This window comes from Tunturiibacter psychrotolerans (assembly GCF_051013365.1).
GTDB lineage: Bacteria > Acidobacteriota > Terriglobia > Terriglobales > Acidobacteriaceae > Edaphobacter > Edaphobacter psychrotolerans_A.
Window position 1 is genome coordinate 101,791 of the sequence record NZ_CP132941.1, and the last position, 16,415, is coordinate 118,205.

Annotated in this window: 11 protein-coding genes; 8 read left to right on the plus strand and 3 right to left on the minus strand. The window is 55.1% G+C overall.

The features are described from left to right. Window positions 1-517: 517 nt before the first annotated feature. On the minus strand, window positions 518-2,371 hold the full coding sequence (locus tag RBB76_RS00460; RefSeq protein WP_429633553.1) for a gamma-glutamyltransferase family protein: 1,854 nt from the start codon (window positions 2,369-2,371) through the stop codon (window positions 518-520). Window positions 2,372-2,733: 362 nt separating this feature from the next. Here RBB76_RS00460 and RBB76_RS00465 point away from each other — a divergent pair, with 362 nt between their 5' ends. Continuing rightward, window positions 2,734-4,086 (plus strand): glycoside hydrolase family 6 protein, encoded by a 1,353-nt coding sequence (locus RBB76_RS00465; RefSeq protein WP_429633551.1) that lies wholly within the window; start codon window positions 2,734-2,736, stop codon window positions 4,084-4,086. Between the two features lie 139 nt (window positions 4,087-4,225). Continuing rightward, a complete protein-coding gene (locus tag RBB76_RS00470) occupies window positions 4,226-4,630 on the plus strand; it encodes a secondary thiamine-phosphate synthase enzyme YjbQ (RefSeq protein WP_429633599.1) in 405 nt (134 codons plus the stop codon). A gap of 7 nt (window positions 4,631-4,637) precedes the next feature. Here RBB76_RS00470 and RBB76_RS00475 read toward each other — a convergent pair whose 3' ends face one another. Beyond that, window positions 4,638-5,636, minus strand: a complete 999-nt coding sequence (locus RBB76_RS00475; RefSeq protein ID WP_429633549.1) for a beta-propeller fold lactonase family protein — start codon at window positions 5,634-5,636, stop codon at window positions 4,638-4,640. A 166-nt stretch (window positions 5,637-5,802) separates the two neighbouring features. Between RBB76_RS00475 and RBB76_RS00480 the strand changes: the two genes are divergently transcribed. Both RBB76_RS00480 and RBB76_RS00485 read left to right on the plus strand, forming a co-directional pair. Next, window positions 5,803-6,588: a ThuA domain-containing protein gene (locus RBB76_RS00480; RefSeq protein ID WP_429633547.1), complete on the plus strand. Its 786-nt coding sequence runs from the start codon at window positions 5,803-5,805 to the stop codon at window positions 6,586-6,588. 8 nt (window positions 6,589-6,596) lie between these two features. Continuing rightward, a complete protein-coding gene (locus tag RBB76_RS00485; RefSeq protein ID WP_429633546.1) occupies window positions 6,597-7,346 on the plus strand; it encodes a ThuA domain-containing protein in 750 nt (249 codons plus the stop codon). Window positions 7,347-7,378: 32 nt separating this feature from the next. Here the strand turns inward: RBB76_RS00485 and pulA are convergent, their stop codons facing one another. Continuing rightward, entirely contained in the window at window positions 7,379-10,831 is a 3,453-nt protein-coding gene (gene pulA, locus RBB76_RS00490; RefSeq protein WP_429633544.1) for a pullulanase-type alpha-1,6-glucosidase, read from the minus strand. A 282-nt stretch (window positions 10,832-11,113) separates the two neighbouring features. Between pulA and RBB76_RS00495 the strand changes: the two genes are divergently transcribed. From RBB76_RS00495 to RBB76_RS00510, 4 genes are all read left to right on the plus strand, one after another. Further along, entirely contained in the window at window positions 11,114-12,217 is a 1,104-nt protein-coding gene (locus RBB76_RS00495; protein WP_429633542.1) for an aldo/keto reductase, read from the plus strand. Between the two features lie 3 nt (window positions 12,218-12,220). Continuing rightward, the gene (locus tag RBB76_RS00500; protein ID WP_429633540.1) at window positions 12,221-13,171 is read left to right on the plus strand and encodes an aldo/keto reductase; all 951 of its coding nucleotides are present in this window, start codon (window positions 12,221-12,223) and stop codon (window positions 13,169-13,171) included. Between the two features lie 797 nt (window positions 13,172-13,968). After that, window positions 13,969-14,886, plus strand: a complete 918-nt coding sequence (locus RBB76_RS00505) for a hypothetical protein (protein ID WP_429633538.1) — start codon at window positions 13,969-13,971, stop codon at window positions 14,884-14,886. An 88-nt stretch (window positions 14,887-14,974) separates the two neighbouring features. Next, complete coding sequence (locus tag RBB76_RS00510; RefSeq protein ID WP_429633536.1) at window positions 14,975-16,405, plus strand: alpha/beta hydrolase family protein; 1,431 nt, start codon at window positions 14,975-14,977, stop codon at window positions 16,403-16,405. Window positions 16,406-16,415: the final 10 nt, after the last annotated feature.

A 16,415-nucleotide genomic window follows, 5' to 3' on the forward strand; every position in this document is an offset into this window, starting at 1 on the left:
TGGAAGAACTGCGGCCGAAAAAGGACTCCGAACGTACGTGTGGCAAGCACATCCGGTGGGCCCAAGTAACGCCGGTGGACCGGTCTTGTCGTCCTCGATTTACTGTCTGAGTCCGACTGTGACGAGTTCCACAACAAAAAAACTTTTTCGTGGTGATATCTAAAGTTTCACCTATTTCCAGCGGTGTCAATATACCGAGTCATTACTGGCGGATTTATTTTTCACCAATCTGCGACAAATTAATTTGCCCAAATGCAGCCAGTGGAATCAATCAGTTCTGTCAGTTTTTTCGAGCTCATTTCGCCATTCAGGAGACGAGCATCGACTCAACGCTAGCGGCAAGCAAAGAAGAAGCCGTAGCGGAGCGTGCCAAGAAGATCGCCCATAGACAAAATGCAAGGGCACTAGGGAAGCTGCCGAAGACATCACTCCAGTTAGACGACGATTCCCCAAAACAGTAACGATCATCGAAGGTGATTTGCGCGTGCCGTTAGGCAAGGATGAAACTCACGCAATGTTAGTAGGCGAGGGCGCAGCCGTCGGCGCGCATCTCTGAGGCTGCCGAGTAGACGCGGTCGGTGCCGTCCATGCGATGCTCGATGCATTCATAGCGTCCATATCCGCCGTCGGAGGGTCCCATCGGCCAACCCAGAGCGATGAGGGCCTCACGGGTGGCTGCCGGAACTCCGGCTTCAAGTCGCAGAATCCCTGTTGGGCCGAGGCCTTTGGGGTCTTCGCCCATGGATTGCGAGCTGCCTTCGTGGTGCCAGCGGGGGCTGTCTCCGGCGGCCTGAATATCCAAGCCGTAGTCGACTCGATTGATGATGATCTGACCCTGACCCTGCGGCTGCATGTCTCCGCCCATGACACCGAAGGACATCCACGGTTTGCCGTCTTTGGTGGCGAAGCCGGGGATGATGGTTTGGAAGGGACGTTTGCCGGGGGCGTAGATATTCGGGTGACCGTCCTGCAGGGAAAACAGCTCGCCGCGATCCTGGAACATGAAGCCCAGGCCATCGGCGACGAGGCCGGAGCCCATACCGCGGAAGTTGGACTGAATCATGGAGATCATGATGCCGTCTTTGTCTGAGACGGTGAAGTAGGTGGTGTCGCCGTGGCTTGGAGCCTGGCCAGGATGTACCGGAGTGAGGATACTGTCGAGTTTGATGAGTTTTGCGCGCTCGGCCGCGTAGGACTTTGAGTTGAGGAACTCGTAGGGGATCTTGGCGAAGTGGGGATCAGCGTAGTATCGGGCTCGGTCTTCGTAGGCGAGACGCTTGGCTTCGATCTGAACGTGAATGGACTGCGGAGACTGGAAGCCCATGTTGCGGAGGTCGAAGTTTTCGGCAATGTTGAGAAGTTGGAGGGTGGCGAGACCTTGCGTGTTGGCGGCCATGCCGTAGACGTCGACGCCTCGATATTTGGTCACGAGTGGGTCGCCCCATTCGGCGTGCTGGTCGCGAAGATCTTCGGCGGAGAGCCAGCCGCCGATGCGCTTGAAGTAGGCGTCGATGGTCTTCGCGATGGGGCCGTCATAGTAGGCGTCGCGACCTCCCTGGGCGATCATTTTGTACGTGCGGGCCAGATCGGGGTTGCGGAAGACATCGCCCTCATTCGGAGCTTTGCCGTTGGGGGCCCAGGTGTGCATCGCGTTCGCGGTCTCTTCGACTCCTGAGCCAGGGCGCGTGAAGGCAGTAAGGTTTCGCTTGATGTAGAAGCCGATGATCTGTGGGACAGGAACGCCGGATTCGGCGAGGTGAATTGCGGGCTCAAAGAGCTCAGCCCATTTGAGTTTTCCGTAGCGCCGATGAAGAGTCCACCAGGCGTCGAGTGCTCCAGGTGTGGAGACGCTAACTGCCCCAAGGGGTGGAAGAACTCCGTCTTTGGCGCGGGAGCGAGCGGTCTCGAGTGTGAGAGATTTCGGAGAACGACCGGAGCCGGCTAAGCTGACGACCTTAGCGAGCTTTGGATCCCAGATCATCGCGTAACAGTCGCCGCCGATGCCGGAGCTCGTAGGCTCGAGGAAGCCGAGGCACGCGTTGGCTGCGATAGCGGCGTCGATTGCGGAGCCGCCCCGCTTCAGGATTTCGATTGCAGTCAATGTTGCGATGGGATGGGCCGTGCCGGCGGCTCCAGAGCATCCCATGGCCGCAGAACGGCTAGCAAAGCTGGCACCTGAAACGCGATCGCCTGCGTGAACGTCTGGCCGCACGAAGCGCTCGTCGCCTGCGGCCTGAAACTTCGGCAGGGATGTGTTCGATGGGCCCGTCTTCCGTTCGTCGCTCTGGGCGATGGCGATGGACCGGTGAGCCGATGCAATGGAACCCGTAACGGCAAGGGGGAGTGCGGCGATGAATGAGCGACGGCGCAATGTGTTCTCCTGGTCGAAATGTTCGCAGACAAAAAGGAGGTGCGATCAAAGCCATCCGTTTAGCGTTTCGCTTTGAGATATCCAATATATCAAGACGCTCTTGCCTTGCTTCTCTACCCAGGCGGACTGTCTCCCGCGAGCAATGCGTTCGTAGTAGTCTCGCAAGTTCAGGAAAACCTGCGCAACTACTTGCCGGTCATGGTAGATACCCGGCTGGTCGTTCACCATTTCAATATTCGCTAATTGACAATGACTGTTCGGCTAACTAAGTTGGTACACCGAACGGCGCATTGGATTATGCATGATCGACGGTCGGTGTCGGCTTGCACATGCGTTCGTGAAGATGACTCAGGAGGCTCCCCATGCATCATCGCTTCATCCATAGCATCGTCATTAGGGTGTTCGCAGCAGCCGCTCTACTAGCAACTACCTCCCTAGCAACCAAGGCAACCGCCCAAATCCCAGAGGACAAAACCCTTCCCACCAATACGCGCTTCTTCGTCCCGCAACCCGCCAGCGGCTCCATCCAACAGGCGGTCGGTCTACTGGAGAAGTTTCAACTCAAGAACGCTCTCTTGATCGCAGCGATGGAAGCCACCCCGCAGGCTGTCTGGCTCACCGGCAATACCCCTGCACAAACTGCCTCAACCGTCACGACTACGCTACGCGAGGCCACCTTTCAGCGCGCCATTCCAATCTTCGTTCTTTACAACATTCCCGGTCGTGACTGCGGCAGCTACTCCGCCGGCGGCGCAGAAAACACTGCCGACTACGACGCCTGGATCGACGCCATTGCCGGCGCAATCGGCAATCAGAAGGTCGTCATCCTGCTCGAGCCTGACGCCATCGCCGACCTTCCCAGCGACTGCGGATACGATCCAACCCAGGTCAATATTCCTGAGGCCGTCGGTAACCGCTACGCTCAGATCAACTACGCTATCACTCGGCTCGAACAACAACCAAAAACCATCGTCTACATCGACGCCGGCAACAGCCATTGGCAGGCCGTTCCTGTCATTACTCAGCGCTTGATCACCGCTGGCGTTCAACAGGCCCAGGGTTTCTTCTCCAACGTCTCGAACTACAACCTTTCTACCTACGAGTCGAAGTTCGACACCTGGGTCTCCGCCTGCATGGCGTTCGGCATGAACGCTGCCGACGGTGGCTGGCGCCTCGGCAACTACTCCTACTGCGCCAGCCAGTACTACTCTCCACTCGGTACCGTGAACCCAGATGACATCACCACCTGGATCTACACCGACGAATGGTTTCAGCAGAACATGGGCACCGCAGTCCCGAGCACCCACTTCGTCATCGACACCAGTCGCAACGGACAGGGCCCCTTCAACGCAGCCAGCTACGCCACCCCACCCTATAACCAATCCGCTTCCGTCATCACGACCCTCAACAACGGAGGCTGGTGTAACCCACCAGCACGCGGCCTCGGAGTTCCCCCCACGGTGAGCACCGGCGTCGCACTGCTTGATGCTTACCTATGGGTCAAGACTCCCGGCCAGTCAGATGGGACCTGCGATTCAGCAGGGGGCGTTCGCGCCTGGGACTACAGTGTCTACGAGCCCGCTGGATGGCCGACCACCGCCGCTCAGCAGGCTATCTTCGATCCTCTATGGGGACTCTACGATCCCGCAGCAGGTGCATGGTTCCCGCAGCAGGCGTTAGACCTTGCCCAACGCGCGAATCCTCCACTCCACTAGCCTCTTAGTCCGTTCAGCGCAAGGCCGCTACGTAATCGAGTAGCGGCCTTGGTGTTTCTGCGCGAGCACCCTTGGCTTCGTCGCTACGATGTGATGACATAAATGGAGAACATAGAGGCAGAAACAATTGAAGCAGTCAGTGCATAACCTCGAAATCTCGACACGTGGCCGAAGACTCTATGAGGTCACGTCGACTATCAACGAATGGGTCGGCCAGCAGAAAATGCACACTGGTCTTCTAACTATATTTTGCCGACACACATCAGCCTCACTTTTGATCCAGGAGAATGCGGATCCGACAGTGCGCAGCGACATCGAAGCGTATTTCGATCGTCTCGCGCCTGAGGATGGGCCCTATGATCACGACTCCGAAGGGGCCGACGATATGCCAGCACATCTGAAGACGTCACTGACTCAGGTACAGCTATCGATACCGGTTGTAGATGGAAGGCCTGCATTGGGAACTTGGCAAGGCATTTATCTTTTTGAGCACCGAGTACGTCCTCATCGACGAGAGATTGTGCTTCACCTGATCGGGGAATAGAGCCTCCCTATTCCAATTCTTTGTACGGAGTCGATCCCGATATTGCCGCGAAGACCCGATGCGTCCGGCTATCGACTGAAAGAGCGTACGGCCGGCCATTGATTCCTAATTTCCTCAAGATACGACGGCGTCGTATATCGATAATGCTCACGGAGTTGTCCTGGGCGTCAGCAACATAGAGCAGGCGTCGCTCTGTATCCACTGCGATGGCCTGCGGATGGCCGCCCACGATCACCGTTGCGACCGTCGTACCGGCACGAGCATCGACGATGGATATGGAGGATCCGGCATAATTCGCGACATAGAGCTCATTGTGATCGGCGTCAACTGCAAGCGCACACGGCATCGCTCCAGTTGCGATCGTTTGCGTCACGTGTGTCTCCACATTGATCGCTTCCATGGATGCGTCCTGAACGTGCGTGACATAAAGTACTGATCCCAGTTGGACGATCGCCCACACATGCATCGCCCCGGTGGGAAGCTTTGAGAGGCTGCCTGTCTGCTCATCCAACACTCTCACCGAATCGCTCTCGTACCCGAGCAAATACACTTTGCTGCGCCGCGCGTCCACGAAAATCGCATCTGCCGATCCAGCCTCTACATTCCTTATGGCGTTTGTCTTCCCGTCCATCATGGTCAGTTGGTCGCTGAATGTATTGGAGACGTAAACCTTGTCGTTCACTTCATCAACGGCAATGGCATAGGGCTTTGCAGCCGTGCTACCCATAGCAATTACCGAATCCGTTGATCCATCTATCACTGCGATCGATCTGTCCCCCGAGTTCGCTACATACACCCGGCCGGTTTGCTCATCCACTGCGATTGATACTGGCCCCAACCCAGTGCGGAGCGACTTTACAGTGCCGTTCGTAGCTACGATCGCGATCCCCTCATGCTCGGGATCGACGACATACAGCTTGCCATTCTTATGGCTGTAGCGAATCCCTGAAGGATTGATCAAGCCCGAAGATAAACTACCGAACTGCGCCCGAAGCGACCAACTCATGAACACAAGCATTGCTGCGAGCCCGAAGCATCTGCACGGTGCCATCTTCATCGCTCACCTCTGATCTCGGTTTTTGTGAGATTTGTATATATAGGACAAAACTTTACCTAGAGTAATATCCAGCACAGAAGTTTCTGTATTTCGTCGATGGTAAGGATAACGCTTCGTGACTCGTGAACCCTATTGTGCATCTCTTCGGATTCTTCTCATAGCAGCTACAGCCCTGCTCTTTTCGCGCAACGCGGCGGCACAAACTGTTCCCCCTACATTCAAAGTTATTGCTATCGCTGAAGCGGGCGGCATTCACGAACCCTTCGTCGACGCCGCGACGGTATGGTTGCAGAACGAGGCACAGACTTACAACTTCACTGTGGATTACATTGAAGACACCAAGCTCATCAACGATTCTTTTCTTGCGAAGTACAGGCTTTTTATCCAGCTCAACTATCCGCCCTATAATTGGACACCCACCGCGACCAGCGCGTTCGAGAAGGCAATCGAGCATGGAACGATCGGCTGGATAGGCTTCCATCACGCTACGCTCCTAGGCGAGTTTGATGGCTTCCCCATGTGGCCGTGGTTCTCGCGTTTTATGGGCGATATAAGGTTCACACAGTACATTCCAACCTTTGTCACCGGGACTGTACTGGTTGAAGATCGCACTCATCCAACGATGAAAGGTCTCCCACGCTCGTTCAAGATCGAAAATGAGGAGTGGTATACGTGGAGTCAATCACCGCGCACAAACGTGCACGTTCTGGCGAGCGTCGATGAGAACACCTACACGCCGGGGACGACGATCAAAATGGGAGACCATCCTGTCGTATGGACGAATGAGCACGTGAAAGCGCGCAACATCTATATTTTCATGGGGCACCACGCTGAATTATTTGAGAACTCCAACTTCACGACCTTGTTTCACAACTCCATCCTTTGGGCAGCCGGCCGATGAGATCTCTTTTGGCGCTTGTTCTACTTTTCGCGACCACGGCGCACGCCCAGCAGCCGACCTTTCATGTGCTGGCGTTTTATTCAGAAGCAGTCGAACATGATCATGTCGACTTCGCTCATCAGGCGATTGCCTTCTATAGCAGTGTGGCAAGACGCCGCCACTTCGACTTCACCCCCACAACCCGCTGGGACGATCTTAACGCTGCAACTCTGGCGCACTATCAACTGGTGATCTGGCTTGATGATCAGCCACACACGCCCCAACAGCGTGCCGCCTTCGAGCAATATATGGAGCACGGTGGAGGCTGGCTGGGTTTTCATATTGCTGCGTATAACGACAGTGACACGCATTGGCCCTGGTTTGTTCGCTTTCTTGGCGGTGGAGTTTTCTACGGCAACAATTGGCCGCCGCTGCCGGCAGAAGTCATAGTCGACGATCCGACTCATCCTCTCACGAAGAACCTTCCAAAATCGTTCCTCTCGCCATCTAACGAGTGGTACATCTGGAAGCCGTCTCCACGCCTGAACCAGGACGTTAAGGTACTCCTGACTCTCTCCCCTTCCAACTACCCAATAGGATTGAAAGACACGATCGTAGGGGGAGATCTACCAGTTGTCTGGACGAACACGCGATACCGCATGTTGTACCTAAATATGGGGCACGGCGATAAGATCTTCGCCAGCAATATTCAGAATCGCCTACTCGAAGAGGCAATCCCATGGTTGGCCCCGCCGTCCGGGCATTCTCGCGGTTACTAACGAAAGATGCGCCACTTTCAGCAAGTCGGTTCCTAATCGGTTTCAGCCACAAACACCGCTGTTGTGAGACCGGGGACTGTAGCAGTGCCTTCTTTCGAGTTGAAGGTGGATTGCCTCGTGACTGGATCGCTTGATTTTCGCTGCACCGGGTGCAGATGCAGAGGCAATCCTTCGAGCCGACTATTGGTGAAAGTTGCCGACTCATTGGTTGCGTTGAAGACTACCACGATGTGTTTGTAGATTCCGTAGTTGCCGCCATTCGCATCCAGCTTCATTACAATCAGTCCCGGCGTTTGGTTTGGCCCCGTGTTCAGAAAGGTAAGATTCCGCTGCACTTCCTCAAACGTTGCCATCCGGAACAACTCTGAGCTGTAGCGGATATTCAACAGTTCACCAAAGGCCGCCTCAGTATATGCAATATTTGCTGGAAGCGGCGTGTAAGCAGAATCACTGAGCAGCGGCGTCATGATCGGCCACTGGGGCTGGTTCTGGCTCGCAATGGGCAAGCCGATGCCCCAGTTTGCTGTCTTGCCACTCCAGTCGATCTTATTGAACCAGTCTCCGGAGTTATAGCTGTTCTGGTCCATGTCCTTCGAGCGCAGCAGATCGTCACCCGCTTGGAAGAATGGAACCCCCTCCCCCAGAGAGATCAGGCTCATGCCCAGCACTTGCCTCCGGGCGCGAGTCGCGATGCTGTCTTTGAAGCTCGACTTTAGCTGCACCTGATCGAAGAGATCCTGATTATCGTGGACAGAGGCATAGTTCACCGCCTCAAACGGGCTCTTGGTGTATCCCGTGGGTTGTCCGTTGTAGTTCACATGCGCTCCGGTTACTGTCGCTCCTGCACTATCGATAAAGCTGTAGTCGCGCAGGTTTCCCGTTAGTCCAACGTCGATCCAATCGGAATATTGGAGCAATTGGTTTTGTTGACCGTTCGATGGAGGGTTCGCGTTGGTGTAATCGCTTGGATCGGTGAAGAGTCCTGTCGCAAATCCCTGTACCCGCTCATCGGTGAACGGACTACCACCGTGGATGCCATCGCGGATGCGGTCGTTGAAGGTGCCAACGCCAAAACCGTAGAGGTTAATCTGCGAGGCGTTTGGCCCTATTTGATTGTTCGCAGTGTCTCCAAAGTTGAAACCTTCTCCATACAAATAGATCTTGGATCCATCCACACCGTCCTTTTCGGGAGTAAGCGAATACAGAGCTTTCTGAATGTTTTTAACGTTGTAGGTAAACATGAAGCTCAAGATGTCGAAACGAAAGCCATCGATCTTATAGTCCCTCGCGTTGAGCACGAGAGTGTCGATGATTAGCTTTTCCATCATGCGGTGTTCGCTCGCCGTGTCCGGACAGCACGAACCTGTTTCAAGGTTTCCATTCGCATCAAGGCGGTGATAGTAATTCGGCACTACCTCGTCAAGATTGGAGTTTGGACCTTCACCGCTGGCGTTCGTGTGATTGAATACCACATCTTGGACCACACGCAGTCCTGCCTTGTGAAGCCCATGTACCATTCCTCGATATTCACGCACCCGGTCATCGGGATTTATCGCGTAGCTGCCCTCCGGCGTCATGTAGTGCACCGGATCGTAACCCCAGTTATACGCAGGATTACTCTGACTGGCGGTGACGGCCGCCTGCTGCTGCTCCCCGTCCGGCGGATACGCCGCAAGACCAGAGGGAATGATCCATGTGGATTTGTCTTCATTCACACTCGCGAAGTGGAAGGAAGGCAGGATATGAACTGCCTTGAGCCCACTAGCAGCTAAAGAGCGAAGATGCTTCATGCCGTCAGAGTCCTGGTCTTCGAAAGCCTCATAGAAGCCGCGATGAGCCGGTGGAACAGTGAGATCATTCACGCTGAAGTCGCGAATGTGCAGCTCATACACGCTCATGTCGCTGAAGCTACTCAGCGCAGGCGAAGTCTCCTCATCCCAGCCTGCGGGCTTCGTCTCGCTGGAGGCAAGATCGGTAATTCTGCTCTTGGTTCCATTCAATGCGATGTCGATGGAATAAGGATCGCTCGTTACATTCGTGTCCACCGCGCCGTCGGCTGACACCCAGACATTCACGCTGTAGAGATAGTACTTATCTTTCCAACTGGAATCCCCGCGAGCTACCCATACACCATTGTGGTTATGCATCGGGACGACGGACGAAGGAGCCGTATCGGATTCGTGGTCGAAGATCTGCAACGAGACACTCTGCGCGGTGGGCGCCCACACCTTCAGCTTCACGGCGCAGTCCTGGTCATCAGGCCAGTCGTTCCAGTCTTTGTCGTCCCAATGATGAAAGACGACGCCTAGCTTGCCAGGGTAGTAGTACAGATCATCTAGAACGCCCGCGAACTGAATCCCAGTGGCATACTGCAGCATTCCGTTCGAACCTACTGCTGAAAAAGCGAGCTGTCCCTCCAGAGCTGTCTGTATGGCCGAGACCTGCGTATTCTCCGGTAGCTGGAGGATGGTGTAGCCACTCAACTGCGGGTAGCGGAGCAACTCATCTGCAGTCAGAGTTCCGCCAATCGTCAGTGGAATACTGTTGCCTCCAGTGACGCCCGTGGGAGTTACAGATAACCCGCCGGTAAGGCTGGAGCTTATCGCAAAGGTATCTCCGCTTTGAGCAAACTGCGGCTGGATGGCCACTCGCTGGCGATCAAGCCAGTAGGCCTGCTCCACGTTCAGCAAACTATTCAGTATCTGGGTCGGAGTCGGCGTCGTGGGGAAGACGGTCGCGTTGCCTGAAATTACCCACGCCTGGGTATTGGTGGCGACATCCAGATGCATGTCAGGCCCGGGATCCTTCACCCCCGTGGAGATGTTGTGGACGATGAATCCGAGATCCTTCGGATTCGGAATCAGGCTGATGTCGAAGTACGCACCATAGGAGTCAAGGCTGGTTACTCCAGTCAGTCCGCTGTTGTAGTCGCCGGTATATTCCGCCGTGTCGTTGAAGGCATAGGCGGTCCAATTTGCATACTGCCCATCGGGCCGGAAGTAGTGGATGCGAGCATATCCGGGCAACAGCGCGGTAGGATTGGTCAGACTTGGCTGGCTCTTGTACAGTTTGCCGATGCCGCTATAACCCCAGTACTCGAAACCCTCTGTAGCCGGGTCGACAAACAGGTTATTTGGAGTGTCTTTCTGATCTCCACCCGATGCCGTCGGGTTGTGAATAATGATCCCAACCTCTTGCGCACCGGCTGTCACTCCAACATCGAAGTACGCGCCAAAGCTGTCCGTGCTAGTAACCACAACTGGTCCACCACCATAGTTGCCAGTGTCTTCCGTAGTGTTATCAAAGGCATAGACCGTCCACCCGCTGTAGTTGCCATCCGGTCGGTGGTAGTGAATGCGTATCTTCCCCGAAGGGATGGGCGGATCGGCCGCAAGCGCTGGCGCCGCCAAAACGCACAGAAGAAGCAGAAGGATGTAGAACTTGGCCACGCCAAGAAGACGGTGTATTCCAATGAGAATGTTCATGGGGGCTCCCCGAAGAAACTGGCTGTTCCGTTTTGAGTTAAGGGCCCGGTCGTTCGGCGGTTGCCTGAAGCGTCCAATGGCAGCGCCGCGACAGTAGTTCAATGGAGCTTGCCGTGTCAAGTGAATTGCGGCATCATTTGCCTGAGGCCAAAGGAAATTGTGCAGCCTTGCAGCTGCGATCTCGATCCCGTTTTCTTTATCAGCTGAAGGATTACTCTACTAAAGAAGACCCTGTCGCCTGGCCGCGTTTTCCAGTCGATAAGCGCAATGAGAGGCGCAGAGATGAACACAAGTCGAAGGGACTTTCTCAAAGTCGGTGCTGGTGCTGTGGCTGCGATATCCGGCGTTTCGGGTATGGCGGAACGAACAGCAGCGCCAGCAGGAAAGGCGCCAGACATGATTTATCGGAAATTTGGAAGCACGGACGCGCACATCTCCGCTATCGGGGTGGGTGGTCATCATCTCGGCGATTTGCCAACCCTGGACGAGGCAGTGCAACTCATCCACGAGGCGATCGACGCAGGCGTTACTTTCTTCGACAACGCCTGGGAATACTACAACGGCAAGACTGAGACCATCCTGGGCAGAGCACTCAGAGACGGCCGCCGCGAAAAAGTCTTCCTGATGACAAAAGTCTGCACCCACGGACGAAGCGCGAAATTAGCTATGCAGATGCTCGAAGATTCGCTGCGTCGCTATCAAACCGATCACCTCGACCTGTGGCAGATCCACGGCATCGTCTACGACAACGACCCCGAGTTGGCCTACGCAAAAGGCGGCGTCCTGGAAGCATTCGACCAGGCAAAAAAAGATGGAAAAGTCAGATTCGTCGGCTTCACCGGTCACAAGGATCCCGCATTTCATCTCAAGATGCTCGAACTCGGTTATCCATTTGACTCAGTGCAGATGCCGCTCAATCCCTTCGACGCCAACTACCATAGCTTCGAGAAGCAGGTCTTGCCCGAGGTGAATCGGCGAGGTATGGCCGCGCTGGGCATGAAGAGCATGGGCGGCACCGCCTGGGGGATCAAAGCGGGCGTCGTCAAGGCTGAGGAGATGTTGCGCTACGCGATGAGCCTGCCCGTCGCCACCACAATTTGCGGCATGGACTCGCTCGACGTGCTCCATCAGAACCTCGGCGTCGTGCGCAGCTTTCAGCCGATGACTGAGAGCGAGATGGCGGAGTTGCGCGCTCGCTGCGCGCCGACGGCCGCCGATGGCCGCTTCGAGCCATACAAAGTATCGCTACGGTATGACAACCCAATGACCCGCATGCCTCATGGATTCCCCTTCGACCACACGCAAAGAGAGGTCACGGAGATGCTCGCCAATGCCGACGGCCCCTGGTTAGTGCCGGAGACAACTCCGGAGACTTCGAGGAGATGAACGATGACAGGGCAGATGACAAACAGCAGCTCACAACCGATTCCCCGCAGGCCGCTCGGAAAAACTGGCGAACAAGTCTCAATCATCGGTCTCGGCGGATATCATCTCGGGGCTGTGCAATCGCGCGAGTTGGCCGTCCGCTTGGTTCAGGAGGCGATCGACGCGGGAGTCAATTTTCTCGACAACGCATGGGAGTACAACGATCACCGCAGCGAAGAATGGATGGGACTTGGCTTACAGGGAAGGCGCGACAAAGCTTTCCTGATGAGCAAGGTTTGCACCCACGGCCGAGATAAGAAGGTCGCCATGCAACAGTTGGAGGAGTCCCTGAAGCGGTTGGGAACCGACCATCTGGACTTATGGCAGATCCACGAGGTCGTCTACGAGAACGACCCTGACTTGCACTTCGCAAAGGGTGGCGTAGTCGAGGCGCTGGACGAAGCGAAACAGCAGGGCAAGGTTCGCTTTGTTGGCTTCACCGGACATAAGAGTCCGGCGATACATCTCAAAATGCTGGCACACGATTACCCATTCGATACCGTGCAAATGCCGCTCAACTGTTTTGACGCGAACTACCGTAGCTTCGAGCAGCAGGTGCTTCCTGAACTTCAGCGGCGAGGGATTGCAGCGCTTGGCATGAAGAGTCTCGGGGGCGACGGCCAGCCGATCGTATATGGCGTCGTGAGGGCGGAAGAGGCGCTGCGTTACGCAATGAGCCTGCCGGTCGCGACCACGATTTGCGGTATTGACTCGCTGGATGTGCTCCGTCAGAACGTGAAGATTGCGCGCGGCTTCAAACCGCTGACGTCTCAAGAGATGCATGAGCTTCGTGCGAGATGCAGACCTTCTTCGGGGGATGGCCATCTCGAGCTGTACAAAACAACAAAAAAATACGACGGCAGAGTTGGCCGAGAGCAGCACGGCTATCCGCCGCCGGAACAACTCCCGCTTTGAGCCGGCCAGTGAACTACTTCACACCTGGGACATGCAATACCCGGGGACGGGAGCCGATGAAGTCTGCATCCGCATCGCTGCCTCTGAAGTGCCCGGGGATTGCCCGTTGCACTCATCTAAATCATTGAAACATATCGTCGATAGACAGCGAGCGCAGCCTTTCAGAGCTGGGCTTCAGTGCATTGTCTACACCTGTCACTGTGAGCCACCATCGTCCGGTGAGCGATCAGAAGAGAAGCAAGATTTCCGCTAGTCCGCCCGAGACCAAGATTATTGACACACTCGCCGGCTGCCTCCAGGAATGTGCGCACATGCACCATGCCTTCGTCGCATCCGGGAGGAATCTCAAGGGTCCAAAGGGACAATAGCTGATTTTGTTCAATTCGCATTATTCCAACCCCTACCTTTTCAATTTTGCATACCGCACGTCTGTCAGAGAGACAAATCGACCCTCTTCTTATAGTGACTGCAAACTCAAAAGCGTTTCACTCCGGATCGATCATCACTCGGCATGCGGACGGCTCATACGGAACTGATTGCTCATCGTCCTTCATCGGCTGTATTACCCGTCATCCCTTGTCGCAGCAGCAAAACCTGATCAAGAATTGAAGATTTTGAGTGATTCTCTAGGGAAAAAGCTATACCCTGTACCGGGGCTCTCAACGGACTCGATCGAAAGGTTGAACTCTCGCAAAGTACCTTCGTAAGCTACTAAGCCCTACTTGCATTTTTATTTGTGTGCGCAAGTCCGGAGAAATAGACTCTGCGAAATTCTGGCTAGGGAGCATGTGCTAGTTATGTCCACTCAAACCATCTCGAACGACCTTCTCGAAGAGTGCTGGATTACAACCGATAGTGATCGGATGAGCCGAGGCTTTGATCGCGAGCACTTCGAGATCACGCATAGCCTGGTGGAACATCCACTCCTGCAGATCCCCGAACTCATGGAGTTGGCGGATCGAACAAAAAAGAACAGACCAGGCGGCATCTACTACGACGCCGGCAAGGACATCCGGGTCGACCAGCGCTGGGATCAGATGCCTGCAAAGCAGTTTTCGGTCCTCGAAACCATGGAACGTATCGAAACCTGTGGGGCTTGGCTCCTGTTCAAGGACGTCCAGAAGGATCCTAAATACAAGATATTGCTCGGCAGTGGATGGGAAAAGATCAAATCGAAGATTGACCGTGATCTACAGTCTAGAATTCTGCGCGAAGATGCTCTCATCTTCGTCACCTCTCCGAAACGCGTAGCAACCTATCACATCGATCGGGAATGCAGCTTCCTGCTCCAGATCAAAGGAACAAAGACAATTCACATCTTTGATCGCGCCGATCGCGAGGTTCTTCCTGAAGATGAGATTGAACGTTTTTGGACAGTGGATAACAATGCGCCTGTCTACAAGCCCCAATTTCAAGCCCGCGCTACGTCCTATAAGTTGCGCCCCGGAAACGGCGTCCATATTCCAGTAAATTGTCCCCACTGGGTCGAGAACGACGACAACGTCTCTGTTTCGCTCAACGTCAACGTTCAGTTCCGAGACACTCTTCGGGCGAATACCTATCGCGCCAACCACGCACTTCGTAGACTTGGTCTGACTCCACGTCCGCCCGGCCAGTCTCCGTCGATCGACTACCTCAAATCTCACTCCATGGTTGCCGTAGTTGCTGCAAAGGCTGCTTTGCATAAGCTTGCTTCCTTGAAGAAACCTTCTTAGGAGACTGTGCGACCGTCGGCACTCACGTTCATTCAGAGGTCATCCGAGCCGCTCCATCGTGTCGCCAGATGAGCGGCCTCGAAATGCTATGAGATTATTCGAAGTTATTTTGATTGCGATCCTGCTTGCAGCCGCAATGGCACAGATAACAAAATCGCTCCCCAGTTGGTCGAGACCCCTTACAGCTCTCGCAGTTCTGGTCGCCCTATGGCACGTAATTCATGAAGGAACCCACTGGCAGATGTTCCCTGCCCTCGCTGGACTCATCCTGCTGGTTGCCTGGCAACTGATACCTGCGTCCCGTCGCACTTCGCGCTATGCCGCGATGAAAAAACCTGTCGCCGTCGCCGCGGCTGTGTTTTCAATCGCTACGTTTGGAATGCTCCTGATCGTGCCCATGTTCTCCCTCCCAAAACCAACGGGAACCTATCCGGTCGGAACACGCATCATTTATCTAAAGGACTCCAGTCGCATCGAAGACAAAGCAGAGAAGCCCGGAACACCCAGAGAACTCATAGTTCAGATATGGTATCCGGCCGATCCCTCGAACAACCATCTCGCCGCCTACGAGAGATTGTCAGAGACAATTCCAGCTACGTCCTATCGCAGCGTCCTCTGGACAAACTCCCGAGAGGACGCTCCCGTGGCGACTCAAGGCGGTCCATTTCCGGTCCTCCTCTTCAACCACGCATGGGGAGGGAGGCGGACCCAGGATACGTTTCTTACCGAGGATCTCGCGAGCCACGGTTACGTCGTCGCTTCGATTGACCACACCTACAACGCAAGTCGTGTCGTGCTGCCCGGAGATCGCGTCATCGACGATATCAACGGCGGCGACGTAATCGACCCGGACCTGCATTCGGCAAGCGAGATCACAGCAACTTGGAATAAAGAGCTTGGCAAATGGGTAGCAGACGAAATCTTTGTGCTGAACACACTGCAAAGCGACGATCTCGATCAAAAGAGTCCATGGTATGGTCGACTCAATACCCAACGAGCCGGCGCTCTCGGCCATTCCTTCGGTGGTGCAGCCGCCGTGCAGTTGTGCTCCGTAGACCCTCGAATTCGATCCGCGCTCAATATGGATGGCTGGACATTCGGAGATATCCGGCAGCGAGCAGCAAGCCAGCCCGCGATGTTTGTCTATGGAATAACAACTAGCACTGAGCAGCAGGATTCAAACCCTGTGGGAGCCGAGGCCGAACTGGATACAACCGATCGCAACGAGGTCGATGCGAGTCTCCGGCAATTTGGTGGGTACAAGGTGTCCATCAGCAGAACCTCCCACATGGACTTCACAGATCATCCCCTGGTCAGCCCCTGGCACAGCTGGATACACCCTGACCACATCTCCCCGACGCGGATACAAACGATCGTTCGCGCATACGTCCTGGCATTCTTCGATCAGACAATTCGAGGCGCAAACCCTTCCCTGCTGCGGTCAGGAACACCGAGTCCATTTCAAGAGGTCCAGATAGAACACTGGAACCCTGAATCAAACCAGCATCTGCTTCAATAGAGCCGATAAA